The organism is Rhodococcus sp. NPDC003383, assembly GCF_053589115.1.
The window spans coordinates 155585-180580 of record NZ_JBSFRG010000008.1 but is presented as its reverse complement, the minus strand read 5'-3'; the positions used below and the strand labels follow the sequence as shown (position 1 = coordinate 180580).

The 24996-nt window shown below is 61.4% G+C and carries 15 protein-coding genes; 7 read left to right on the top strand and 8 right to left on the bottom strand.

The window, feature by feature from the left end:
* Window positions 1–315: 315 nt before the first annotated feature.
* From ACWDTS_RS10280 to ACWDTS_RS10270, 3 genes are all read left to right on the top strand, one after another.
* A complete protein-coding gene (locus ACWDTS_RS10280) occupies window positions 316–1605 on the top strand; it encodes a hypothetical protein (protein WP_450118096.1) in 1290 nt (429 codons plus the stop codon).
* A gap of 71 nt (window positions 1606–1676) precedes the next feature.
* Window positions 1677–3605, top strand: coding sequence for a phospholipase D family protein (locus ACWDTS_RS10275; protein ID WP_450118095.1), 1929 nt, complete (start codon window positions 1677–1679; stop codon window positions 3603–3605).
* Window positions 3590–6283, top strand: coding sequence for a helicase-related protein (locus tag ACWDTS_RS10270; RefSeq protein WP_450118094.1), 2694 nt, complete (start codon window positions 3590–3592; stop codon window positions 6281–6283). The genes ACWDTS_RS10275 and ACWDTS_RS10270 overlap by 16 nt, the downstream gene beginning before the upstream one ends.
* Before the next feature lie 113 nt (window positions 6284–6396).
* On the opposite strand, the gene ACWDTS_RS10265 is transcribed toward ACWDTS_RS10270, so the two are convergent.
* The 5 genes from ACWDTS_RS10265 to ACWDTS_RS10245 form a co-directional block, all read right to left on the bottom strand.
* Entirely contained in the window at window positions 6397–7158 is a 762-nt protein-coding gene (locus ACWDTS_RS10265) for a hypothetical protein (RefSeq protein WP_450118093.1), read from the bottom strand.
* Between the two features lie 282 nt (window positions 7159–7440).
* Window positions 7441–9327 (bottom strand): TerD family protein, encoded by a 1887-nt coding sequence (locus ACWDTS_RS10260; protein WP_450118092.1) that lies wholly within the window; start codon window positions 9325–9327, stop codon window positions 7441–7443.
* 137 nt (window positions 9328–9464) lie between these two features.
* Window positions 9465–9986: a very short patch repair endonuclease gene (locus ACWDTS_RS10255; protein WP_450118091.1), complete on the bottom strand. Its 522-nt coding sequence runs from the start codon at window positions 9984–9986 to the stop codon at window positions 9465–9467.
* Window positions 9987–9993: 7 nt separating this feature from the next.
* Entirely contained in the window at window positions 9994–11313 is a 1320-nt protein-coding gene (locus ACWDTS_RS10250) for a DNA cytosine methyltransferase (RefSeq protein ID WP_450118090.1), read from the bottom strand.
* Between the two features lie 172 nt (window positions 11314–11485).
* Window positions 11486–12184 carry a hypothetical protein gene (locus tag ACWDTS_RS10245; protein WP_450118089.1) on the bottom strand — a complete coding sequence of 233 codons (699 nt, stop codon included), beginning with the start codon at window positions 12182–12184 and terminating at the stop codon, window positions 11486–11488.
* A 92-nt stretch (window positions 12185–12276) separates the two neighbouring features.
* On the opposite strand from ACWDTS_RS10245, the gene ACWDTS_RS10240 reads away from it, so the two are divergent.
* The 3 genes from ACWDTS_RS10240 (at window position 12277) to ACWDTS_RS10230 (ending at window position 16344) form a co-directional block, all read left to right on the top strand.
* On the top strand, window positions 12277–13695 hold the full coding sequence (locus ACWDTS_RS10240; RefSeq protein ID WP_450118088.1) for a hypothetical protein: 1419 nt from the start codon (window positions 12277–12279) through the stop codon (window positions 13693–13695).
* A 149-nt stretch (window positions 13696–13844) separates the two neighbouring features.
* A complete protein-coding gene (locus tag ACWDTS_RS10235; RefSeq protein WP_450118087.1) occupies window positions 13845–15509 on the top strand; it encodes a DEAD/DEAH box helicase in 1665 nt (554 codons plus the stop codon).
* A gap of 70 nt (window positions 15510–15579) precedes the next feature.
* Window positions 15580–16344: a protein NO VEIN domain-containing protein gene (locus tag ACWDTS_RS10230; RefSeq protein WP_450118086.1), complete on the top strand. Its 765-nt coding sequence runs from the start codon at window positions 15580–15582 to the stop codon at window positions 16342–16344.
* Between the two features lie 72 nt (window positions 16345–16416).
* On the opposite strand, the gene ACWDTS_RS10225 is transcribed toward ACWDTS_RS10230, so the two are convergent.
* Genes ACWDTS_RS10225 through ACWDTS_RS10215 form a run of 3 tightly spaced genes read right to left on the bottom strand, consistent with a single transcriptional unit; the run spans window position 16417 to window position 23856 of the window.
* A complete protein-coding gene (locus ACWDTS_RS10225; RefSeq protein ID WP_450118085.1) occupies window positions 16417–16866 on the bottom strand; it encodes a hypothetical protein in 450 nt (149 codons plus the stop codon).
* A 52-nt stretch (window positions 16867–16918) separates the two neighbouring features.
* A complete protein-coding gene (locus tag ACWDTS_RS10220) occupies window positions 16919–18376 on the bottom strand; it encodes a DEAD/DEAH box helicase family protein (protein ID WP_450118084.1) in 1458 nt (485 codons plus the stop codon).
* Window positions 18373–23856, bottom strand: coding sequence for an AAA domain-containing protein (locus ACWDTS_RS10215; protein WP_450118105.1), 5484 nt, complete (start codon window positions 23854–23856; stop codon window positions 18373–18375). Before ACWDTS_RS10215 ends, ACWDTS_RS10220 begins: the two co-directional genes overlap by 4 nt.
* A gap of 516 nt (window positions 23857–24372) precedes the next feature.
* On the opposite strand from ACWDTS_RS10215, the gene ACWDTS_RS10210 reads away from it, so the two are divergent.
* Window positions 24373–24951: a TerD family protein gene (locus ACWDTS_RS10210; protein ID WP_450118104.1), complete on the top strand. Its 579-nt coding sequence runs from the start codon at window positions 24373–24375 to the stop codon at window positions 24949–24951.
* The last annotated feature ends 45 nt before the right edge of the window (window positions 24952–24996 follow it).

Sequence of the window (24996 nt, the reverse complement as noted above, 5' to 3'; positions counted from 1 at the left end):
GTTCCGACGTGCTGCATAACCTGGCTCGATCACTTCGACGCTGAGCCCCAAATAGTCCGCTACAAGCTCCTGATCCACTTCATCTGAGCCGCCGGTAAGCATCAAGTGGAGCCGCGCTGCTCTGACATCTGGCCGAGGTGCAACGAATCGCGGCGTGCCGACGATCTAGTTTCTCGAAAAAAGCACTACAACTGGCCTGGATGCGATGCGGAGCTGCATGCGGCCGAGAGAACTGAGAGGACGCGTGTACAACAACACAGGGACGAAGCAAGGGTGGGGTCTCCGCGTTGTCCGTGACGAGGGCCGACGACTGCCGTGACGCTTCTCGACCAGCTCCCCCATTTCTCCCAGTATGACCCCGGCGCCGTCGGCGAGGGAAGCCTCGATCCGCTCGGGCTGGGCGCCGTGGCCGAGCGGATCGCGCAGCACCTCGTACCGTCGCTGCGAGCACGTATGCCCCAACCGCGCTTCGTAACTCTCGCCGCGGTGGGTGCGTTCGCTTGTCAGCAGCTCGTGGACGTGGTCTCGCCGGACGGCAAGACCAGGCCGGACATCGCGTTCGAGTGGATCCTCGTTGAGGCCCTGGTGCGCCACGCCGATCCGGAGTCCATCCGCGCCCTGCCCGGCATCCAGAAAGCTCGACGAGCAGCCAAGGCCAAGGAACGACTGGGTCCTTCGACCTACCTGTCAGGACCTCGGGTCTTCGGGTTCACGGGTGTGTACAGGCCCTTCGCTGTCGGTGCACACGTTCTCACCAAGGACGGACTTCCGGACGATGCTGCCTATCAGCTCGTCCGCGCGTGGGAGATCGACCACGAGGTGCCGGGATTCGTCGACAGCGACCATCGGTCGGACGGTGACAAGCTCCGTCGTGAAATCGAACATGAAGTACAACGCTCGCTCGCCGCGAACCACAGCGTCGCACCCCCGACGGGATGGTTGGTACGCCGTCTCGCGAGGACGCTCGCGCCTCGCGGACTCCTCGGCCGGGAACGCGCTGAGCTCCGACGGTTGGTCACCACGAGTGGCCACCCGATCCACGACGAGCTCGCCGCGCTGCTCCGCACGGATCTGCCCGAGCCGGGGACGCCCCAGAAAGTAGTTGCCGAGAATCTCCTGCCGCGCGCATCGGCGTCCACTCGAGTCGCCCTGACCGCAGCGATCATGTTCGAACAGTGCGCTACTGCGATCGAATATGCGTACCGGCGATTGCTCGCCTACGCCACAAGTCTCGGCGGAGCGTTCTCGGTAGAGCAGGGTTGCGAAACCCCACTCCTCGCAGAGACGGCAACCCAGCTCGGCGAACTGACCGGCAGGGCCGTCGAGGCGGTAGGCGCCCTCGATGAGACGGTAGCGAGTGATGTCTCCCAACTACTGTCGCGCTTCGACCGCAACCTCACCCCACCGGAGTTCGTCACTTCGCTGATTCTTCGGCACCAAGACGTCCAAGAAGCAAAGCACAAGCGCATGTGGCTCGATCACCTCAACAACCGATGGGTCGTTCGGCCGCCGTACCGAAATCGGAGCCTGGACCTCGACAACGCGTACTGGACCCATCCGATGCGGGTGAATACGCTCGCCACCTTCGTCCGGGAGACCATGTGAAAGGGCAGCCGAAGACCTCACCCTTGCTGGATCATTGGCAGGCCCCTCCGGGTGCGGGTGAACCGGTCGGCGTGATCGCCACTACGTTCACCCTCGAACCCGACTTCTTCGAACGGAACTGTCTCGCTCGGTTTCTCGCTGTGGAAAGCGTGGACGAGGACACCGGCTCGGTGGACGATCTCGTTGCACGACTCGAGCTCGAAGAAGGGTTGCGGGCGACCACCGTCACCGTGCTGGCCGATCGGCACGCGCAGGCGGAACGATCAAGTCTGCGCTGGGACGTCCTCCACTGCCACGTCGACAGCGGACTCCTTCACTCCAAGGTGGCTGTGCTCCTGTGGGAGCGCGCCACTCGGGTCGTGGTCGGTTCGGCGAACCTCACCGACGCCGGATACCGCCGGAATATCGAGATGGCCCTGGCAGCGAATCTCGGACCCGAATGCCTGTTTCCAGCGAATGTGCTGCAGGACATCGCAAATGAACTGCAGTCGTATCTCGAGCTCGTTCCCGGACTAACGGACGAGGTTCCGGCACGACTACGTGCCGTCGAGTTGCTCGACGAATTCCGACGCCGTATCTCCGCTCAGTCGAGCGTCTCTTCCTCCGTAGCGGTGGCGTTCGCGCCGACCAATACGGAAACGCGTCCCTTGGATGCACTGGGGTCGGTGTGGAACGGCAGCCGGCCGCTGGGAGCGACGCACGTCTCCGCATACTGGGATTCGACGTCGCCCACTGCTCTGACCACTGTCCGCGCGCTTCTGACCGGACGGCCGGCGTCGGCGCGCCACCACGATGTTGCGGTCGTACTCGGTCCGACGGGTGAGACGACGTTCCCTCCCCAGTTCCTCGCCGAGCAGTACGTGGACTCCGTCGTCCAGCTCGGACCACTGGACCAGGAGATTCGGCGACTCCACGCCAAGTGCCTCGTTCTCTACAGCAACACGCGGATCGCCGTGATGGTCGGTAGCTCCAACCACACCGAGGCAGGCCTGGGCCTGAAAGGTCCTCGCCGTCACCGTGAAGTCAACGTCTGGCTCGGGGCACCTACGACCAGCAAGGAAGGTAAGGCTCTGTCGGGTCTGGTCCCCCGCGGGAAGGAACTCGCGGTGGACCTTCCCTTCATAGCTCCCGACGACGAAGACGAAGACGTCGCCGACGCGGCGGCCCTACCCGCATTCTTCGGGACCTGCCGCCTCAGCACTGATAAGGGAAATTGGAAGCTGACTGTTTCGTTCACCTCTGAGCCCGTTTCGGATGACTGGACAATCCGAATGCCCTCGGGAGCGGTCGTTCTCGACTACGGAACGTGGAGTGCCACAGGACGGCCGAACCAGTTCGACTTTCCGGTGAAAGAGGACCAGATTCCGGTCTTCGTCGATGTGCACTGGGCAGGGAACACATCGACCTGGGCGGTACTCGTCGATGACCGCCACAGCCTCCCTCCGGGTTTCGGACTGAGGGACTTGTTGTCTTCCCACCTCTTCGCGGCGCTCTCATCGGGCCGCGCGGTCACGCAGATCGTGAGGGAACTCCAGGAGCAGGCAGCAGAGCCCGGTGGCCCCAAAACTGTCGTCGACCCGCTGCGACGCTTCGATTCACTCAGCACGTTGATGCGACGCGGTCGGGCTCTCGGCGCTGCACTCGCTGCTTTCGAGCGGCGGCTCGCACGTCCGGTGGTCACGTCCGAGATGCTCGCAGCGCGTTTGTCTAGGCCTCTGGGGCCGAGATTCCTGGCCAGGAAGATTGTGGAGGATGCGGCTGCTGGCAAGCTGTCCAAAGCGGAGGCGCTATTTACCCTCTCAGAGGTAGCTCTCTCTGTCTCGAGGGTCCCGTGGTCGGCAGTGTGTGTCCGCATCGACGCCGCCGAGGGACGTCGCCTTGTTCGCCAGGTCTTCGATGAGCTCGACGAGGTCCGGGCCCGCGTACCCGCCGTCGAAGGAGAAATCGCAGAGTACAGCTTCAGCGCACTGAAGGAAGCACGGAAATGCCTGAACTTCTGAGCAAGCACCTACGACGCTCGCTCGACAACCACTTCGCAGTCGACTGGGACCGACAACGGCGCACTGCCGAGGACATCCTGCGACGACTGAAGACGCAGGAGGGGGTGATCCTCGCCGACCAGGTCGGCATGGGAAAGACTTACGTCGCGCTCACCGTGGCGGTTACCGAGATCCTGGCGGGGAACGAGGCGCAGCAGGTCGTCGCCTTCGTACCAGCCCGAGTTGCCCAGAAGTGGGTGGACGAGTGGGCCAAGTTCCGCGAGGCATTGCTCGAACCGTCCGCTCCGGATATCCGATGCGTCGATGCACCGATCCGGAGCGGCGAGGATTTCCTCAGGCTGCTCGACGACCCGGCGGACCGCCGTAAGCATCTCGTCGTCGTTACTCACACCGCCTTGACTGCCACGTTGAAGGACCGCTTCATTCACCTGGCCCTGCTCTCGTGTGCCGTCCGCAACCGGCGTGGGGCGAGCGACATACGTGCGCGTATCGCACGATGGTCGGAGCAGACTCACGGGCTTATCCCGGACATCCGGTTCACCCCCGACCGCGTTGCGCGCCTGCTGTCGACCCCGACCTCGACATGGCGGAAGGAATGGCACTCGCTCACCGGCGAGGACCTCGGAGACGACCCCGTTCCGAGGGCGCTGGACGACATATCCAGCGTCCTCGATCTGGAAACTGTCTGGGAGGTCGTGCGAGACCTTCCCGCACGACGATCGCTCGGATTGAAGAAGCGCCTGAAAGCGGCGCGCGCAGCGCTGAACGATGCCACGCAACTCGTGTGGAAACAGGCTCTGGCTCAGGCGAACATTCGCCTTCCCCTGTTGATCGTCGACGAAGCACACGCGCTCAAGAACGATCAGACGCGCATCAGCCGGCTGTTCTCGCCACATCCCGATCATCCGACCGACGGGGCCCTGGCCGGCATCTTCGATCGAATTCTGCTCCTCACCGCGACGCCCTTCGAGCTGGGGCACAACGAGCTGATCAACGTCCTGCACCGGCTCGAGGCGGTCCGCCCGCTCGACCCACCACCCGCGCATCCCCTTGACCAACGACTCGCCGACCTCGAAAGTGCACTGTACGAAGCCCAGGTGTCAGCACTTCGTTTCGACGAGTCCTGGTCGAAGATCACCGAGGCAGATATCTGCGCGTTCGATTCGTGGTCTCCGGACGCGACGCCGGACACGTCGCTCGACGCCCACGTCGTGCGAGCGTGGAGGGATGCTCAACTCACGGTACGGGCACGACAGCACATGCACAGCCACCTGCAGCCCTGGCTGATTCGACACGAGCGTCCGCACCGGCGCGACTATCTGTGCGGCGCAGCCATTCTTACCGACGGCTCCGAGACCGACGGTGGTCTGCCCATCCGTGACGAGGATGCGATGCCCTTTCTCCTCGCGGCACGCGCCCAGGCAATTGCATCCGAGGAGGGCGCCCCTCGTCCGTTGTTCGCGTACGGCATCGCATCGTCTTACGAGACATACCTCCGACTCGAAGCCGGTAGTAGCCCGCTCGACTCCGACATCGAACCTTCGGATGAAGAGACCCCTGCCCATACGTCGTCAGGGACAGTCGCCTGGTACCACCGGTACATCACCGGTGTCCTCGCGTCGGAGGAGCGACGCCGACGCCACCCCAAGGTGGAAGCGACGGTCGAACGAGCATCTGCCCTATGGATAGCGGGCGAGAAGTGCTTGATCTTCTGCTGGTACATCCGGACTACCGCGGCACTCCGTGATGCGTTGCGTCGACGAGTGGACGATCTGGTCGAGGAGAAGGCGGCCGAACTGCTCGGCGTATCGCGTGCAGACGGTATACCCGAGCTTCAGCGCATCTCCCGACGATTGTTCGATTCCACCGGTTCGTCGCACCGAGCGGTCCACGACTACCTGGTCAAGGAATTCGACGCGGCGGTGAACGACATCGATCTCGCCGAGCACCTGTCAGATATCGCTCTCCGCAACCTACGGACACCCGCCAACCTCGTCAGGTACACCCATGTATCTCGCGGAATGGACAGCACGACCGTGCTTCGGGGCATCGCAGGTGAAAACCCTGCTGGCATCGATGTGCTGGGTCGGTGGACGGCCTTCGCGGTACGTCTGGCTGCCACTACGGAGAGTGAACGTGAGAAGACACTCATGAACCTCGAGGGTGAGCACGACGGGTCCGCAACCCCGGATGGTCGGGGCGCGAGTCTTACCCAGGTGCGCCGCGCCTACGGAGGCACACGCCGCCAGGACAGGGAACGACTGATCGCCGTGTTCAATACCCCGTTCGCACCCGACATCCTGGTAGCGAGCTCGGTGATGGGCGAAGGTATCGACCTGCACCAGGAGTGCCGCCACGTGATCCACCACGATCTGGACTGGAACCCCAGCAAGCTCGAACAACGCACCGGACGCTTGGACCGGATCGGTTCATTGGCGGAAAGGGCCGGCCGGAACATTCAGGTCTACGAGCCGTATCTCGCCGGAACCCATGACGAGAAGATGTTCCGCGTCGTCAAGGACCGAGCAGCGTGGTTCGACGTCGTCATGGGCAGGGACTCGAGCTCCGACGAATGGAAGACCGATGCCGAGGAATCACGTACTCCTCTCCCTGACCGAATCAGGCGCGAACTCGCCTTGGATCTGCGGAGCTCTGCAACCATTCCAATCGGGACATGATTGGCATATCTGTATGGAACATATTGCAGCCCAGAAGATTCAGAGAAGCATTCCTGTGCAATGCCACGATCACCGAGACAGCAACCGAACCGAGTGACCACACAACTTGCGAGTCAGCTGCCGAGATGCTTGACCAGTTCGTATGCGCGGGCTGGGCTCGATAGCTCTGCAATCCGCCGCTCGAGCACTTCAGCCGCTTCTTCACGCCAGAGAGTCTCTTTGAGTCTGAACCGCACCGATTCCGAGAGGCCAGCGCGCAGATCTTCCCGCACCGCGAGGGCACTCAAGACTTGGTGTCCGGCTTCGGCTGCGTCGATGCTGTCGGGGGTTTCAAGTGCCCACCAACTGCTTCCTCGCAATGCGACCCAAGGATCTGCGGGGTTCGGCGCAGACTTGGCTACTGCGAAGGGAGCCAACAGTTCCGCCAGCTCCTTCCGAACGGCGGAAAACGGGACGAGTCCGGAATGCTCATCAACGCGCTCTACCGCCCAACGCAACACGACGAACTTGTATGCAGCGCTTCGCCCACCCATCTTGAACACTTGGGTGGTCTCGAGATCCCATAAGAGCCCGCCGCGGGCGTGCTTGCCGCCGTGGTCGACGACGAAACCCAAGTCGGTGAGACAGTCGGAGACTGTCGCGAGCCCTCCGGAGAATTCCGAGCTGTCGCAGAAGTACCCCGTCGCGTACCCGTGGGCGACGCCTGCAATCGCTTTCGAATCGTAGAATCGTCCGCGGTAGACCAGCCTGAAGTTCCTCGCTTCCGAATAGCCCCGTCTGCGCAGGAACCCATCTTGACCAAGCTCGTCGAACTCCTCGATTGCGGAAAGGACCGCCGGTCGGGTGATCGCCGACAGTTCCACCTTCACAGACATGATCACAACCTTAGTGTGTGCATTGAACCTGGCTTACACCAGGTAAGCCGGTTCCGAAGTAATCGGCTTACCTGACGTAAGCCAGGTCGGAGAATAACCAGTCCACACGGTTGGCCTCACCATCCATGATGGTTCCACGCCTCTGCTGCCAAGCCCATCGTCCTGCAGAAAGACAAATTCCGCAATCGTCGAACGAAATCCACCTGGCGCAGGAATTATTCCTCAGAACCGCTCCGGATTCAGTTTCCTCAAATTCCTAGCGGGTCGCATGAAATTCTGCCGTCATTCTTCCGCGACATCGACGCCGTACCGGCGCGCCAGATCTGCAAGACCGTCATCGTAGCCTTGTCCGACTGCACGGATTCTCCATTTATCCCCACGCCGATAAATCTCGCACAAGACCATCGTCAACTCGGTTGTTCCGGCATCGAGGACGAAGGAAAACTGTGTGCGCGACTGCGTTTCGACGTTCACCGAGACAGGACCAAGATCCCCGAAGGTTCCATCCCCATCAATCGCGGCAGCAACCACAACACGGGAACACGTGGCCGGCAACGAGGAAGTATCTATGTGAACACTTTGCTCACAGTTGCCGTCTACGGCAAGGCTGATGGATCCATCATCCCGCGCGGGATAGTTGTAGAAGACAAAGTCTTCATCACGCGCGACCTTCTCATCTGCCGCCACTGCAAACGCGACAATATCCACGGCAATCCCATCGAGGCCTGCATCAGCACGCCATGACGAATGCACTGCCCATTCCGATGTACCCCGCGGGAGATCCAGCACCTCGCCGGCAACCATCGAACGAGGTCCATCACCCATGGCATGGACGTCACGCTTCGAGGCCTCTCCGTCTACAAGCCCGGCCCGGATTTCGTTCGGAGTCAGTACTGGTAGCTGTCGCTCACCAATCGCCGCCATCCGCGGGTCATCGGATCCCCCTTCGAGAACCACGACATCCGTGACGGCAGCGGAAAGGTTGATTGCCGCGTGCGCACCCAATCGTGTTATGCACGATCGCATCTCGACAGCATCCAAGTGAGTTCCCCCGACCACCAGAATGTGCCGGTCCATCCAGGGACGGCCGTCCGTTTCCTCGGCTTGAACCGTATTCTCGTCCGCACTCTCCGGCATGCGTGTCGAGCGGTCGGCACTCGCGTCCACCGATTCCAGTTCTTCGGCGGCTCGATCGGCTGCACTGGCAGCTGGTGTCGTCCGACTGAGCTCCGTCGGCTCGAGAGCAGGTCGGCGCGGGGTTCCGGGCTGGACGTTCCTCAGTAGCTTTTCCAGAACACCTTCGGATATGACTCCGATTCCCTCATCCATCACCTTTTCCAGCTCAGTCATGCATGAATTGATGTCATTGCAGACCACTACACCAACGTGACGCCCTACCGTGCTCATCACGTCCAGCCCAGCGTCTGTCATACGCTGGGACAAATCGGCTCGGTCGGCTCTGGTAGGCCCACAGATCCCGATCTTCATACCCTGCACAAGACCGATCTCCGGGTCGAAGCGGCCCGGGTTCGTCCAGGGGCAAGGAACCCGGCGCGCACTGTTCGGCTTCCTCGACCTATTGACGGTGCAGTCGACCAAAGGAAGCGGGAGGTCCAATGAATGAGCGAAATTCGCGGTTCGCAGGAATATTTCGGCCACTTGCCGCGCCATGCCAATGGCATCACCGGACTGGACAGCAGGCAATTTCCAATAAGAAGCAAGTGTGTCGAGTCGTAGGTTGGGAACGTCCAGTTCGAGACGACGGGAAAGCGCCCGAATACACAGGCGAGACTGGATCGGATTCGCGACATCCGCCCGCTTGAACTCCGCATCCAGAAATCCGAATCCAACGTTGGCGTCGTATGCAACCATGGTCCGGTCTTCGAGAAGGTCGATCAGCCGATTGGCCACGTCCTCGAAGTGAGGCGAGCCTGCCAGCCGATCCAGAAGCTGGTCCCGGGTCAGGCTCGGCCCCAGGTCACTGCCTGGGTCGATCGACGTCGTGAACTCGTCTTCTACTTCACCGGCTCGATCGAGCACGAGAAGGGCGACATGGGTGACGCGGTCAGAGGTCACCCGTCTCCCCGAGGTCTCGACATGCACTACTGCCCAGCGCAGGTTCTCAGGAATCCCTGCGCTTCTCGCCTCAGCAGTCGCGACGTCGCTCATCCAAACCCTCCGTACAGTGCACACGCTGGCACCCTGAATACTGGCGCATCGGCAAGGACCCTCGCCGCAAAGACCGCCCGGACTGTCGGGCTGCAACATCGTACAGACTCACAGTGCGTAGTTTCCTGCCCTGGTGGTCATAACGAGGGATGGGGGCTCTGTGGCGACAAGGTGCTGTCAGCTTCACTCGAAGGCCGCAGTGCCTGCTCTATCAGGTTCACAGCGCCATCTATGGTTTCGTGTTCCCAGATCCTCACTACCGCCCAGCCGGCCTTCTCGAGAGCTTCATTTGACCGCCTATCGCGTTCGACATTCTTTGAAAGCTTGGGATCCCAGTACCATTCATTGACCGAGGGCCGCCTCCCGTGGATAGGGCAAACGTGCCAGAAACACCCATCCACGAAAACCGCAACCTTCCGCTTCGTGAATACGATGTCAGGCCTGACCTTGACATCCCCGAGATCCAGACGATGGTCCTTTCTGAATCGGTATCCGAGGCGGTGTAGCTGACTTCTAAGAGCAACCTCCGGACGAGTATCAGTTCTCCGGATGGCGCGCATGTTGCGGGAGCGGCCAGGATCCTGTGCAGCCGGATACGCTGGATGCCCAGGCGTGACCTGATTTCCTGAACTCTCGCCCTGCTTCCGCTTCGCGCCCACGGAAAACCTAACTAATTCTGGATCTATTCGAAGCGAATAATTCGTGACGCACGTGCGTCTCCTGCCCGATGAACGCCTTGAACTCCCCCAATGTAAAGGCGAGACTCCCTGTAGCACGCTCGACGGTGGAGATTTCGAAATCCCTGGAAAGATTCACAATGCGACGCTCGAGCTCTGGAAATTCGATTCGAACTCCGTCAGCGGAAAGCCGTTTCGAGATCTGTTCCAAAGTCAGGGGCTGGACGCTGCCCCGCAAGATCGCGTAGACGGGGTCGTGTCCTGCATTGACTTCTTCGATCAGCTCACGCCGAGGACCCGATTTGAGGAGCGCCTCCCTGATCGAATCCCCGAGGGCCTTCGCAACGGGTGGAGGGAATGCGTTTCCAATCTGGCGGTACACCGACGTTTTCCGGCCCAGGAACTCCCAGTCCGAAAATTCACCCATCCACCCCTGGATACGGGCCACCATTTCAGTGGTCAGCTTGGGACCGGGTTTGCCGGGCGGGGCCGTCCACCCTGCTGGTGGTGCTTCGTCAGCCACCCCCATCGCATCCACTCCGAGCTCGGCCCATGCCCGTTTTGCTCGAGTCGGACCCAGATCTGCTCCCCCGTGCTTCTTGGATCCTCCAACGATGGTTGGTGCAATTCCGTTCGCCTTGTTCACCCACGAATCAACCTCGGAAGGCTCCCATCCGTTCGACCCCATCAGGTCCCGGAGCAGTTCCCCAACTGTAGGAGGAGCGTCCGTCAGAGGCTCAGGCCACCTGAAATATTCTGCATACTCTGACTGCAATGCAACCAGCACAAATCGTGGCCGCAATTGCGAGACCCCGAAATCCGCCGCATGCAGCAGTCTCCATTCGCCGATATACCCCAGATCACGAAGGCGATCGAGTACATGCTGCCGATATGCGGAAAATCGATTTCCGCTCAGCCCGCGAACGTTCTCGAGCAAGAGAGCCTTTGGACGCATGCGGCCACACAACTCGACAGACCAAGCAAAGAGATCCCGCTCGTCATTCGCTCCGAGCTGCTTCCCAGCGATACTGAATGGAGGACAGGGGACGCCACCAGCCAGAAGATCGATGCCTATATGGCTAGCCGGATCCAGGACCCGGCGATCGGCCACATCCCCTTCACGGACCACTTTTTTCGGATCGTCAACGTAATGCCGGATATTGTGACGCAATGTTGCAGCAGCCTGCGGGTCGAGCTCAACCGCCAGGCGATGGGAAAATCCGGCATGTTCGAGGCCAAGCGATTGCCCACCGGCACCCGCGCAGACCTCCACCACCTCCAGCCCCGTAGCGTGAACTGATCCGGACATCCGCCTACCTCCATCGAAACCGGCACGAGCAAACTTCGCGGGTGTGTCCGTGCCCAGAACGCCCCCGTATGGCGCGACCGGAGTGCCGTACTCGCGAAGATGTTCCACGCGGTCCGGCCGATCGTCGTGGACGAGTCTAGAGGCGGACTACGACACCAGTTGTTTCAGCCGCTCAGCCCTGTGTGTCCTGCATGATCTCCGCACGAACTTCGTCGCGAGCATCGGCCGGCAGCCGCCGGTAAGCAGTCCATGCTCGTTCGAGCGGGGTCTGCCCCCGTCGCCCCCGCGCGACCCACCGGCTGAACCTCGCACGGTCCTCGTCATCGAGGTCCTGATACTCGGATAGGACCTCGTCGGCACTCGCGACCTCGCCGCTGCTTCCAGAGGCGCACCGGCTACATACGGTCACCAGCAGCTCGTCGCTGTCACCCGACAGGGTCAGGGTCGACCGTTTCGCCACGGACAGCACAGCGACCTGTCCCGGAGCATCGGCGTACACCTCGCCACCAGCAATACCACAAGTAGTGCACTGGAATCCGTCGCGTTCGAGGACAGCGTGCCTCTCCTTGGCCGGGATGGCCTTCTTCGCTGCCGCCACGCGTGCAGCACGGTCCCAGACAGGTACACCCGCGGACACAAACCGCTGGTCCTCAGCAGTGAGGCTGGCGTCCTGAGCACTGGTCAGAATCTTCCATCCGTAGTCACGCAGATCACGGATCCGGCGGTCGACCTGGGCTACCCCGGGGAAGGCTTCCCGAAGCTGCTCCTTCGTAAAGGCATTCCCTTCCCCGACCTCCTGCAGCAGCCAAAGCGCACCGCGCACCATGGTCCCGTGCTTGCTCGCCGGGTCGTCCCATCGTGGAAGTGGCACCCGATCCTCCTCTGTCCGGTACGCCCTATCGAGGCCATCGGCTAGTCCTGCAATGATGTCCAAGATATCGTCCGCGATCCGAAAGGTTTCCGATGGCCTCGAAGTTTGGCATCCCCCCGAACGGAGCCGAGATCCGCAAGATGGTTGCGGAGAGACTCGCAGTGGCCCGTCAGGAGGACGGCGCCAAGGTGACTGTGGACTGGCGGAACGAGAAGCGGTACCTGAATGTGATCTCCATGCCGGTGGGGATGCTGTACTTCAACCCCGACACCCACCGCATCCGCGCACAGCGCACGCTGGACCCGGAACGGAACAAGACGTTGGAGGAGCACCCCTGGAGCGAAGACGCGCAGACCTACCTCCGCTCACTCCTCGCTTCGAAGCCGTCGAATCCCAACCAGATCGACCCGGAGTTCACCGCACTTGTCGACGAACTTCGACAGTTCGGGCAGTTGGAACCTGGAATTATTACCCCTGATGGGATCCTGGTCGATGGAAATACCCGGTGCGCAGCTTTGCGCGAGCTGGGGCAGCCCATTATCCAGGTTGCCGTACTCCCTGACGACACCTCCTGGAGTGATATTCACGCTGTCGAACTCGCGCTGCAGCTGCGTCGCGACAAACGGCGCGAGTACTCGTATATCAATCGCCTGATCGCCATCGACGAACAGCTCGCCAATGGCATCAATCAGGAGATGATTGCGGCCGCATTCAACATAAAGGTGGCCACACTCAAGAAGGATCGCTGGGTATTCCAGTTGATCAACGAAGCAATCGAACGCAGCCGGTCCGAGGATGGGAAAACCTCGCTTCGACTGATCGACTTTGAAGACCATCAGGAGAAGCTTCGCGAGCTTCAAAGAGACTATGAGAAACTCGCTAAGACTGATCCAGCCGGAGCACAACGCCTCAAAGAGTCTCGGCTCCAGATGGTCATTCTCAACATGCCTAAAACCACACTGAGGCTTGTTGAACAGGATTTCCATGATCGCTTCCTGGAAGGGCGCCTTCCTCAAGAGCTCGAGCCGAAAGTAGATAAGAAGCCAGCTGCAGTGACGATTCCCGGTCTGTCCGGAGTAGCGGTCCCTGATGCAGAACTAGGTGTCAAGAAGGTTCGCGCGCTGACCGATGCCCTCCTACGCGCGAAGGCCGTCCTGGAATCCGGCGATTCGACTACAACGCCTCAGGACCTCAAGGCGGCTGTTTCGACTCTCGCAGATGCGAAGAAAGCTTTTGACACAGCAGCCAAGCTTGCGGGAACAAACGCACAGCTTCAGAAGCGTCAGGTCGCAGTACCGGAGCGAATCTTCGATGCCACGGACCACATTCAGCAAAGCGTCCGCGAATTTGCAGGCGCCAAAGCCAAGAATGCGCTCGATGAGGAATCGTTCGATGAAGCCCTGCTTTCTCTCCGAGACAGCTTGAACCAGCTGGCCCTGCAGGCCGGACGGACATTCAAGACTCCGGGCGAGGGCGTGCAGTGGCTCCTCAACTGCACCCGGGAATCATGACCTCACCCGATATGCCCAGCCTTCAGATCCTTTTCGGCGACACCGCTACCCAAGCTCACTTGCGTACGGCTCCTGGGTTCGAGGACTCACTTCGCAAACTCTCGGTCAGCTTCAGCACGGCAGTCCAGAGGACTCCCTCCACTCTAGAGGTGGAGATCGATGAGCTGCTGACGAACCTCGAGGCCCTGACCAAGTGGCCAGATGAATCCGTCGAGTGGGACCCACAGCTCGCCGCGCTCGCCACCGACTCCGTTACCGACTCTCACGCAGTGGATACCCAGCTTACGCAGGAGGTTTCAGAACTCCCAGAACTCGATATCGATTCCGTGCTGGGATCGGACTGGGTCGGTGATCTCACCAAGTTCCAGCGCCGCGATATCGAGAAGCTTCTTGCACTCAAGCATGGCGCGAATTTCTCGGTTCCAGGCGCCGGAAAGACGCGTGTCGGCCTCGCAGTATTCCAGGCTTTACGAAATACGAACGGGATCGAACGCCTCTTGATTGTGGGCCCGAAATCCTGCTATGAGGCGTGGCAAGGCGAAAACTCACAGTGTTTGCAGGCACCGCTGGTCATGCAGGTTTACGGGCAGGGAATAGATCCTTCAGCCGAGGCCATAATCATCAATTACGAACGGCTGGGTGCTGCAGTCAACGAGCTCAGTAAGTGGCTGACAGCTCGGCCCTCGATGATAATTCTCGATGAAGCCCACCGGATGAAGCTAGGCGCTGACGGTGTTTACGGCTCGGCATGCCTTGCATTGGGGCCCCGGGCACGCCACAGACTGATCCTCACCGGAACACCTGCGCCGAACGGCGTGAAGGACCTGGAGAACCTCTTCGGATTCGTATGGCCGGGCTACGGGCGCAGACGGGTTACGCAGGCGGTAGGCGGGGGCGACCTCGCCAAGGCCAGTGCCGTTCTCAGACCTCTCTTTACGCGTACCACCAAGGCCGAACTCGGCCTTCCGCCCGTTCGCCTGACGATCAGGCCTATCTCGCTGCCTGGGCTTCACCGGGAAATCTATGACGCACTGGTGGGCCACTTCTCCGCTCGAGCTTCAGGTCGCGAATCCGATTTCGAGGCTCTCGGTCGCGTACTCATCTACCTGATGATGGCCGCTACAACCCCTGCTCTGCTAGCAGTGGGTGCCACCCGGCACGACCCCATCGAAGCTCGGGTTCCTTCGCTGCAGGTCCCCAAGAACGCGCACTTGTACGAGCTGATGCAGGACCTGCCAGCCTACGAATTGTCGCCGAAGTATCAGGAAGTGCTTTCGATTGTCTCCGAGAATGCACGACTCGGACGGAAGACGCTCATCTGGTCCACATTCATCCGCAGCATCAACACTTTGGAGCGGATGTTATCCGCATTTTCTCCAGCCGTTGTTCATGGAGGGACAAAGGACCGCGAGACCGAAATCAGCCGTTTTCGAAACGACCCCAGCTGCATGGTGCTGATATCCAATCCCGCAACACTCGGAGAAGGAATCAGCCTTCACCATCACTGCCACGACGCTGTGTACGTGGATAGGGATTTCGCAGCCGGCCGGTTTCTCCAGAGTCTCGACCGCATCCATCGCCTCGGGCTTCCCGAGGGAACCGAAACTCGCATCACGGTTCTGTCTGCCGAGAAGACGATCGACGATGTGATCGAGCAGCGTCTCACGGACAAGCTCCTCTTCATGGGGCAGATTCTGGATGACCCAACCGTTCAGCAGCTAGCGGACCTCGAAGAGGAGCCAGCCGTCGGGTCGGAGATGGACGCACGCGATCTTGCGGCGTTGATCGGCCACCTCAATGGCGATCCCTCCTGACCCCGTACTCCGGGCGGCCCTGAGATGGATGAAGTACGTTCCAATGATGGGGATCGCCCGGAGCAGGGTCATGTTCGTATCCCATTCGGGATTCTCCGACATCACTCCCACTCAGTACGAACAGGCACTTGAGTGGGCCCGGGAGCTCGATCTGCTTCAGCGAAGCTGTACCCCGTCCGAGGCGGCCCAGCATCTGTTCGATGCTGCGATTTCGAATGGCGAGACGCTTTGGTTCCGAGATCTCGTCGATCTCGTTCCAACACCCGAGGATCTTCCCGATGAGGCGATCCGAGCGGCGGAAGCACTGCAGCTCGATCTACCACATGCCTATGCAAGAATCTCATCCTTGGCGCAAAAGGTTGATACGGAAGAGCGCGAACGCATCGGCGCCGCAGGCGAACGAGAACTGGCGAAGCTCCTTCGTTCCACCACGCACACTCGTATCGAGCACGTATCGGAGTGGTCCGATGGCCACGGTTACGACATGGCTGTCTCCACAGGGGGAATGGAACTTCATATCGAGGTAAAGTCAACCAATCGCCGCGGCAGTGTGCGAATCTTTCTTTCCCGACACGAGTTCGAGGTAATGAAGCGGGACCCCACCTGGCGTTTGGTCGTCGTTCGGCTTGATAACGACCTCAAGGTGGACAGCATTGGAGTGGTTTCGAAGAGCTACATCGAAGAAGCAGCTCCTCGAGACCACAGTGCGCTTTCCCGCTGGGACAGCGCTCGCTTCATCCTGCCTGAATCGGTGGTCGAGCCGGGAATTCAGGAGCTACGCCCATATCAGAAAGATCAATCGCCAAGCGAACTGCTGGGAATAGTATGCCCGTAGTTCAGTGCATCGTCGAAACTCATGACTTACCTCACTTGGACGATTCCCCGACACGAAAGCCCGGCAGCTCTTCTAAGGCTCGACAGTTACCCGAACTTCTTTCAAGCTCCGCCCGGAAGTATCGTCGATTTTCCATAGCTCGAACCCGTCGAAAGGGCCGTCCTCTCCGATTCTCAGCGCCGAGATAACCGCCTTGGCTGCGAGGTCGGGGCTCGGGTAAATCGCTCCCAATACGGACAGTACCGGAGCCACCGTGATCTCCATCGATCCGGTGTCAGGATCGAACAGCGCCTTGGCAGGATGCCCATCACAATCGAGATGGACACGAATCTTCTTGCCGCTAAGCGCAGTGATTCGGCGCGCGGGTAGTGACTTGTCCGGCTTCGGGTTCTGCGCGCACACCGGAGCCACCGAGGCGTGGTCATCGGCGCCTTCGTCCGCGACGTCTTCTTCTTTCTCCCTCCTCGAGGTCCGAGCCGGAGCCGACTCCAAATTGCCCCACTTGTTCCAGAGTCGTGTCATGGGACGAGAAGTTCGTTCGTTCCGGCTCGGCGCGGCAGGACGCATGTCGGGATCAGGTGCCGTCCGCACACGAGGTGCCTCCACCTCGGGCAGCGCCTCCGACATGACTGCTTCCCACAGTGTGCCGAGACGTTGAGTACCGAGATGTTGGAGCGGTGTTCCTTTCACCGCGTTCTGCAAGGCTTTGATCCCCGAGTTCTCCGGCAATCGTCGAGTCAGTTCGTGGAGCGCCCGGGGACACGGTGACTACTTCCGATGCGATACCGGTGAGCTGTTCGAGGAAGGTGCCGTGAGCTCCGTTCTGTGGATCCTCAGAAGTGTTCTGCGCGAACATCACCAGGAACGAAGCCGGTCGACCGTCGGATTTCGGCCTGATGACACGACCCATCCGCTGAATCATCTGCCGACGACTCTTACTGCTCGCCAGAATGATTCCGATATCGGCTTCGGGCACGTCGACGCCTTCGTCGAGAACCTTAGGGGCAACGAGAGTGGTAATCGTGCCATTCTCGAACTCCGTGAGCAACCGCGCTCGATCCGAGCGCTTCAGGTCGCTCGTGAACGGTGCAGCAAGCACGCCTTCTTCCAGAAGTACCTCTGCGGCAGCACGCGATGAGCCCTTCGTCTCCGAGAAGGTGAGTGCCTGTCCGGTCTCCTCGAGCACGGCACCGAGACCGCGGAGCGCTTCCAGTTTCCCGCGGCACTCGGCTAGCAACATTCGGCGCTTCGAGAAGGCGTACAGATACTTTCGAGCTGCCCACGTCGAACCCTCGGCACTCTCCCCTCCGCTGAGCAATCGGACGTCGCGCATGAACTCTCCGAACGACTCATCCGCACACCCGAACTTGTTGATGAGGTCGCCACGGAGCGTGCGTGCCAGCTCGTCGAACTCCTGGTACTCGGCCGCCTCGATTTCGTCGAATGGAACAGCAACGAGCATGACGCGCACCGGCGCGAGGATTCCGTCGGCGTGGCCTCGTTCGTAGTCACAACCGTTGATGATCGTGCGGAAGTACGGCAGCAAGTGCCGCTCGACGCCATCGTCCGACCGTTCGAAGGTCGCGGTGAGGCCGATCCTCTCCGCAAAGGACTCGGTCAGGAGTCGCGAGAAAGTCAGCGCTCCGTACCGGTGGACTTCGTCTGCCACAAGCAGAGTTGGTCCGAGTGCCTTCGGAGCCGATCTACTGATTGCCGACTGCACGGTACTCACCAGAATTCGCTTGCCGCGGAAGGTGTCTGCGTATCCGCCACCGCGACGGCCGATAGGGGTATCCGGGAGTGCGCGTCGAATGGCTCGATGCCATTGGTCCAGCAGTTCGATGCCCGGTACCACGACCAACACGTTCATGCCGCGCGCTACTGCATCAGCGGCGGCCGCGATCCCGAGGGTCGTCTTCCCCGTGCCAGTGACGGCCTCCACGACGGCGCTACGATCGGCGGCCACCCACGCGTCGAATGCTTCGCGTTGCCAAGCACGTAGCGGCGGACCAGCCAGAGTAACCGTGGTCATCGTCCCACCTTTGTCCACGTCACATCTGCGGCATCGGAATTCCTCAGCAACCTTCCCTCTGATTCCAGACTCGCGAGAATGCTAAGGACGTGCTCGTCCTCAAGCCTGGTGAGCTTCTTCGCCCGCTGTAGCGACAACGCGGCAATCCCGGCAGCCGTTACGAGTACTTCGGCAACAGAATCGACATGCGCCGACGGTAGGTCGGCTAGGGTGACGACCTCACGCACTGTCGCCGGCATCGGGAACTCGACCTCTATCTGCGGCGATACCTCATCTGCCAACCCGTATACACGAGGCCCTCGTTCAGGCATCCATGTCACCCGGCCCTGGGCGATCAGCTCGCCTATCGCCGCTTCGATGCGATCTCTCGGATCGTTCAATCGATACTCGAGATCTGCGAGGGATACCGGACCCAACGACAGTCGTTCGATGATGCGCGAGCCGAGGCTTGGAGAAAGCGACTCCACAGCCTCCGACGGCATCACCTGCCAGCCACCCACCATCTCGGGCTCGCCGGAGGAATCCGATTCAGGCGACACGAGCCCAGTGGGCACGATGACCTCGACGTCGACTCGCGGTTCAACAGCTGCTTCAGCTTGTTCTCGAGAATCGTCGCCGATCAAGCGGTAGTGGGTCAGCTTGCCGAACTCACTGATTTCCTCGACAAAGCCGTCGAGCTGAAGGCGATCGAGCTCGGATTGGATGTCCTTCCAGTCCTTGTCGAGACGTAGAGCGAGTGTGCGTACCGGCAGCGACTCACTCCGCAGCTCGTCGACCAACGTGTCCCGGAGTACGCGCGTTGGATTCTCGCTGGCCGGCAGATCCTCTGCCTCCACCAGCGTCTGCGACGACGTCGCGATTGGCGGCGTCTCGGCCTCCTGTACGGGCGGGCCTTCGACCACGACCGGGATATCCCGTGCAGGGGCCGGCTCCTCTTCCAGACCCGTCTCGGCTCCCGGGCTCGGATCGAGCTCGACCACGGACGGCACCGGCTCGATGACCGGCTGCTCCGCAGGGTCTACGACGTCGTCGACCGGTGAATCGTCGTCCACGAGCTCGACCGGAGCCCATGTCTCTGCCGGAGCAGTTGCGACGTCGGACACTCCGACGACATGCGGCCTGATACCGCGTCTGTCCAGCTCTTCCCACAGACTCCGCATCGACCCCACCGGATCGAGGTAGTACTCCGACTCGCGAATGCGCCAGAACTTCCATCCGCAACGCTGTAGTTCTCGTTCCCGCTCGAGGTCGGCGCGCTGTTGTTCCGGGCTGGAATGCCAATGGTCGCCGTCGCACTCCACAGCAAGCTTGCCGGCTGCACCGGTGATAACGAGGTCGATACGCCGCCCGTTTGCTTCCACCTGCGGATTCACGTGGTATCCACGCGCCACGATGTCGAGGAACACTCGCTGTTCGAAGAGGCTGTCGAATGCCTCGTGCCGTTCGTCGCGACCCACTCCGTGCGGCATCGGCGCCGCCGGCGCGGGCGATGTCGACTGCATGTAGGTGAGCAGTGAGTGCCGTAGGTCGGTCGAACGAAGCGAGTCGACGGCGCGCGAGTGGAACAGCCACATCTGGTCCTGGGCGCGCGAGGCAGCGACATTGAATCGTCGCTGGTACTCGGTCTTCGTCATCGCCGAGATGTTCTGCTCCGGCGCCACGACCATCGACAGGAACACCACGTGACGTTCGTCGCCCTGAAAGTCCGGCGGAGTCCCCACACGAAGTCGGCGCTCTTCCCATTGATCTGGAGTCAACCGATCAAGCAGCTCGTTGGTGATGACGTCGACCTGCGCCTGACCTTGCAGCACGACCACTCCGAAGGTCTTGCCTTCGTATGCTTTGTCGGACAGGCACCGTTGGATCGTGTCGGCGATGGCTCGAGCTTCGACCCTGTTGGCAAGCGTTGCATTCCGTCCCGTGACGAACCCGCCCTCGACGTAGGTGGTCCGCAGGGGCGGTAAACGGTCGGCTCCGAACTGCCGCACGGGAACCAGCGGCGCATCGGCATAGAACTGCCCACTCGACCAGTTGATGATCTCGGGCATACACCGGAAGTGTTCGCGCAACCGGATGACAGTGCCGAACCTCGAGCGAAGCAGCGAGAAGACACTCGACCGAGGTGTGAAGCTGTCGCGCAAGTACTTCGGGAGATCGGGCAAATAGGAGTCGAGTCGGGTGAACACCCCTTCGAGAGCACCGGACGATACATCGCTCGGCGCACACTGCTTGTCGTCGCCTACCACGATCACGCGAGGAGCAAGCCACAGCAGGAACAAGCTACTGATGTCCGCCTGGCTCGCCTCGTCGACGATGACGACGTCGAAAGAGTTCTGTTTCACAGGAATCGACGACAGCACCTGCTGCAGCGGCATCACCCATGCCGGAACCGCCTCTTGCGCAACCTGCATCGCTTCGCGCGCACCGGCCCGGAATCGCTCGGCGTACTTGCCGGTCCCCTTGCCGATGCTCGCCACGTGGTCGCGGTAAGTCTGCAACGCTTGGACCTGCGCGGCGGTCGTTCGCTCGAGGCACGCCTTCCACGCCCGTTCGGCAGCCAACTGTGCAGTGAGCTGGGCGATGTCCTTCTCGGTGGCGTCGAGTTCGCGCTCGAGGTGATGGTCGTCCGCGGCGGCTGAGTTCTGCTGTACCCAGTCGTACGCGCGACGCCACGGCCAGGCCTCATCGATATGGAACAGACGTACCGACCACTCGGCAGAGGACGGGGTCTCGGCGATCGCATGCGCCAACGCCGGTGCTGCATCCGCCAGCCGTGTCTGCAGCGATTCGAGGTGGAGCTCTTCCTGGGATTCTCGTACCGCCGATTCCCAGGAGTCGATCGCAATACGTATCCTGCCGAACTCGGCGGACTCGAGCGCCCGAACCAGAAGAAGACCTTCCGGCGGAACCCCGTGGGTCATCCTGGCGCGAACACGAGACGCAACCTCCGTCAGCCAGGATCGATTCGCCTCCGCATAACCGGCTGCAGCAATCGCCTGCGCCGCAGTCGCTACGGACCGGGCTTGGTCCAGGCTCGCGATACGCGGTGCGCCGGGATTGGCCTGCTGCACCGCAAGCTCCACTTCCCGGGTGCGCGCTGCGAGATTTTCCACCAGGTCGCGCGCCCGCGCTGCTCGTGCTGCTTCACCGATCATCTGACTGCGAGATCCCGCAGTCTCGATATCGACACCCAGATCGCGGAGGATCAGCGTGACGGACTGGAGAGCTTCGAGCGCGCGCAAGTGTTCCGCAACCGCTCGGGCCAGCTGCGCAGTAGTTGCTTGGACGCCGTCGACAGTGGCGATACCGCCCAGCGCCTCCACTGCAGTCTGCTCGTTGCATCTGCGGAATCTGCCGAGTCCGCCTCGCCATACCTCGCCGCCCTCGAGTGCCTTGGCGAGCGCGTCGTACACGTGCATCGCAGCTCGCCCGACGACGGGAGTGTCGACGACAGTTGTCGTACCGAGGTACATGTCCGCGTTGTACGCGGTGGTCACCAGTTCGCGGATATGTGCGGTCTTGTCCCAGAGGTAGTCGCTTCGACCGGACAACACTGCATCAGCAAGATTCTGAAAGCCCGGCTCGAGCCCGTCGACGTCGACCAGTGCCCGCTGCAGATGTTCACACTGTTCCCGAATCCGTTCGAGCACGTCGGAGTCGGCGCCGGCCAGCATCTGAAGCAGCCCCGAGGAAGTGGTGCCGTCCAGGCCGGGTGCACGGTGAACGGCGTCGCAGGCCAGTTCGAGATCGGAGAGAGTCGGCAGATCCAGGTCCGGGAAATGCTGCCTCCGACGGTCCGCCCGTCCGGGCCTGGACCGTTCCACGAGAGCAAGAAGTGTCTGGAACTCGTCCCGGATGAGCGGCGGCGTATCTGTATTGAGAGGACCCCGCAGCCAGTCGTGGTTGGCTCTCTGTGCCATAACCGTCCGGACGATCTCTGCGGGTTTTCCTGCATAGCCCGGAGCGACATCGGTGTGCTCGAGGGTCTCCGATGAACGGGCCTGCCGGATCCGCTCGGTCAGAATTGCCCGGCGACTCAGTGCGGCATCTCGCTGGTGCGCCACCTCCTCGATCCGAGCCGCAGTCCGACGAGGGTCGAACTGTGCTTTACGCGTGGCGATCTCACTGACACTGCAGTTGAGTTCCGTGGAGCCACCCTGTGTCGCGTCGGTCACAGAGACGCACAGTTCCTGGAGTTCGACCGGCAGCTTGTCGCGGAGCACCCGCAGCGCCTGCGCCTTCTCACTGGTCACCAATACGCGTTGGCCTCGTGCAAGCAAAGCCGATACGAGGTTGGCAATCGTGTGAGTTTTGCCGGTACCGGGTGGCCCTTCCACCACCACACCACTGTCGCCTGCGAGTCGATCGATGATGTCGCGCTGTTCCTGATTCGCAGGTAGCGGGAACAGTGGGTCATCCGCCAGCAGAGCCGACGTGGAGGATCCGGATCGATCGAGCCATTCGACTCGGTCCTTGGGCTCGATCGCCTCAACCAGTTGCGCCAGGCCCAACGGCACGGGTGTCGCTTCATCCGACGCTGCAGCAGTCATACGGTCGTAGTACTCGATCAGCGCATACGCACCCCGCTTGCGCAAAACCAGCGAGGGGGACGGCGTGAGCACACGGTCCGGCGATTCCGCTTCGTCCGCCCGTTCCACGACCTCGATGCGCGTGGTGAGCGCCCGGTCCGCCCAGTCCTTCAGAAATACCGTGGCCGCAGGATCTACCGGCGAGCTCACACGAGCAGCCAGAGATTCGTGCAGGGTACGGGTGCCGGAGGAGTCGAAGACCGAGATCCCGGTGAGCAGCTGTGTGTCTTCGAGCGCAGGCCCGGACTCCGGATCGAGGCGAACCAGCAAGTCGCCCGACGACGAGTCCCGCTCGACGCGAGTCGACTGGGTGATCAGATGCGTACGGACGTGCTCGCCGACGACGCTGGCCGACAGTTGGAGTAGGCCCGATGCAACTACGAGTTCGAGCGACTCCGGCTGGGCTTCGAGTTCCAGCATCGCGCGCTGGAGGAACGCGTACAGCCGCCAGGCAGGACGGCGCTCCCGATCCACTGCGGCCCAAGCTCGCCACTTGTTCAGCCAGTTTCCGAAGTCGTCGGAGTAGGCGGCGTCGGAAGCAAGGGTGGGCTCAGCGCTCGAGTCGCCGATATCGCCGCGCACCCACTCTTCGATCCGCTTGGGCGGCCGTGGTGGCTCCTCGAGGTGAACACGCCGTGCCTTGAGAACGACGTCACCCGCGGCCGCGTCCACGCTCAACGCGATTGCGAGATTCCCGTCTTCCAGCGAGAAGGCTCCGCGGTGCTTGTCCAGAATTCGAACAGGGGCACTTCGGGCCTTGACGAGCTCGGACAAGAAGGTCAGCAGGCGCTGGACACGATCCTTCAGCTCGGGATCGTTCTCCCTCGAATCCACAACCACCCCACTCGTGCGATGCTCCGTTCCTGACACGAAGCGATCGCTGACCACCATAGATAGCGGATACGACAACACCCCCGTGGGCGCCCCCTCAAGCGCGCATCCGTCCTCCTCTACCGCTCCCGCCTACGTCGTGGACTACATCTTCGGCGCGGCCCCGGATCGTTACATCACACCCAGGTCCTCGACCTTCAACTCCCGTACCTCTGGTAACAGAAACCCAGAAGGATTCCGGGCAGATAGACACTTCCAGACAAATAGTTTCACCTGCTATGTTGTCGCTCATCAGTCTGTCGGGGGCTGGAGATAGTAGCGCGCGGTGCAGTGATTCCGTTGGGCTCCAGTTTCGAAGTTGCAGCTGCAGAAGGAGTTCCGCCCGTACAACGTGGTTGATACCCATCAACACGAGCCCAGAGGCCAGCTCTGTTGCGCTCATACGAACCAGCGGACGCTTCGTCTCTGATTCGTCCTACTATCCGTACCGGCCATACGGTCGGTCCGCACCAGTAATGCACTCAGGAGCAGAACCGACTGCGCCTCCCTACTGTGCAGCATCTCGAAAGGATTCGCATGAGCGTCTCACTTGCCAAAGGCGGCAACGTCTCCCTCTCAAAGGCCACCGCCAATCTCACCGCCATTACGGTCGGACTCGGCTGGGACGAACGCACCACCACCGGCGCGGCCTATGACCTCGACGCGTCTGCACTGATCACGGGTCCGAACTACAAGGTCCTTTCGGACAAGCACTTCGTCTTCTACGGCAATCTCTCGTCCCCCGACGGCACGGTCGAGCACACCGGCGACAACCTCACCGGCGACGGCGACGGCGATGACGAGTCCATCCACGTGGATCTCCAGGCTCTCCCCCCAGCGGTCACGAACATCTTCTTCGCCGTCTCGATCTACGAAGCAGACGTGCGCGGCCAGTCGTTCGGCCACGTTCGCAATGCATACATCCGGATCATCGATCGTGTCACCGGGGTCGAGCTGGCGCGCTATGACCTCACGGAGGACGCCTCCACCGAGACGGCGATGATCTTCGGAGAGGTGTACCGCCACAACAACGAGTGGAAGTTCCGCGCTGTGGGTCAGGGCTACGCGTCCGGTCTTCGCGGCATCGCCCTGGATTACGGCGTCAACGTCGCCTGATTTCGTCAGTTCCGTCCGCGGACGGGTTGAGCGGGGTGTCTGCAT

What these genes read in the sequence shown, in the direction of transcription:
- ACWDTS_RS10270 (WP_450118094.1), top strand. Translation starts at nt 3,590, where the DNA reads ATGCCTGAACTTCTGAGCAAGCACCTACGACGCTCGCTCGACAACCAC.
- ACWDTS_RS10265 (WP_450118093.1), bottom strand. Translation starts at nt 7,158, where the DNA reads ATGTCTGTGAAGGTGGAACTGTCGGCGATCACCCGACCGGCGGTCCTT.
- ACWDTS_RS10260 (WP_450118092.1), bottom strand. Translation starts at nt 9,327, where the DNA reads ATGAGCGACGTCGCGACTGCTGAGGCGAGAAGCGCAGGGATTCCTGAG.
- ACWDTS_RS10250 (WP_450118090.1), bottom strand. Translation starts at nt 11,313, where the DNA reads ATGTCCGGATCAGTTCACGCTACGGGGCTGGAGGTGGTGGAGGTCTGC.
- ACWDTS_RS10240 (WP_450118088.1), top strand. Translation starts at nt 12,277, where the DNA reads ATGGCCTCGAAGTTTGGCATCCCCCCGAACGGAGCCGAGATCCGCAAG.
- ACWDTS_RS10230 (WP_450118086.1), top strand. Translation starts at nt 15,580, where the DNA reads ATGTTCGTATCCCATTCGGGATTCTCCGACATCACTCCCACTCAGTAC.
- ACWDTS_RS10225 (WP_450118085.1), bottom strand. Translation starts at nt 16,866, where the DNA reads ATGACACGACTCTGGAACAAGTGGGGCAATTTGGAGTCGGCTCCGGCT.
- ACWDTS_RS10220 (WP_450118084.1), bottom strand. Translation starts at nt 18,376, where the DNA reads ATGACCACGGTTACTCTGGCTGGTCCGCCGCTACGTGCTTGGCAACGC.
- ACWDTS_RS10215 (WP_450118105.1), bottom strand. Translation starts at nt 23,856, where the DNA reads ATGGTGGTCAGCGATCGCTTCGTGTCAGGAACGGAGCATCGCACGAGT.
- ACWDTS_RS10210 (WP_450118104.1), top strand. Translation starts at nt 24,373, where the DNA reads ATGAGCGTCTCACTTGCCAAAGGCGGCAACGTCTCCCTCTCAAAGGCC.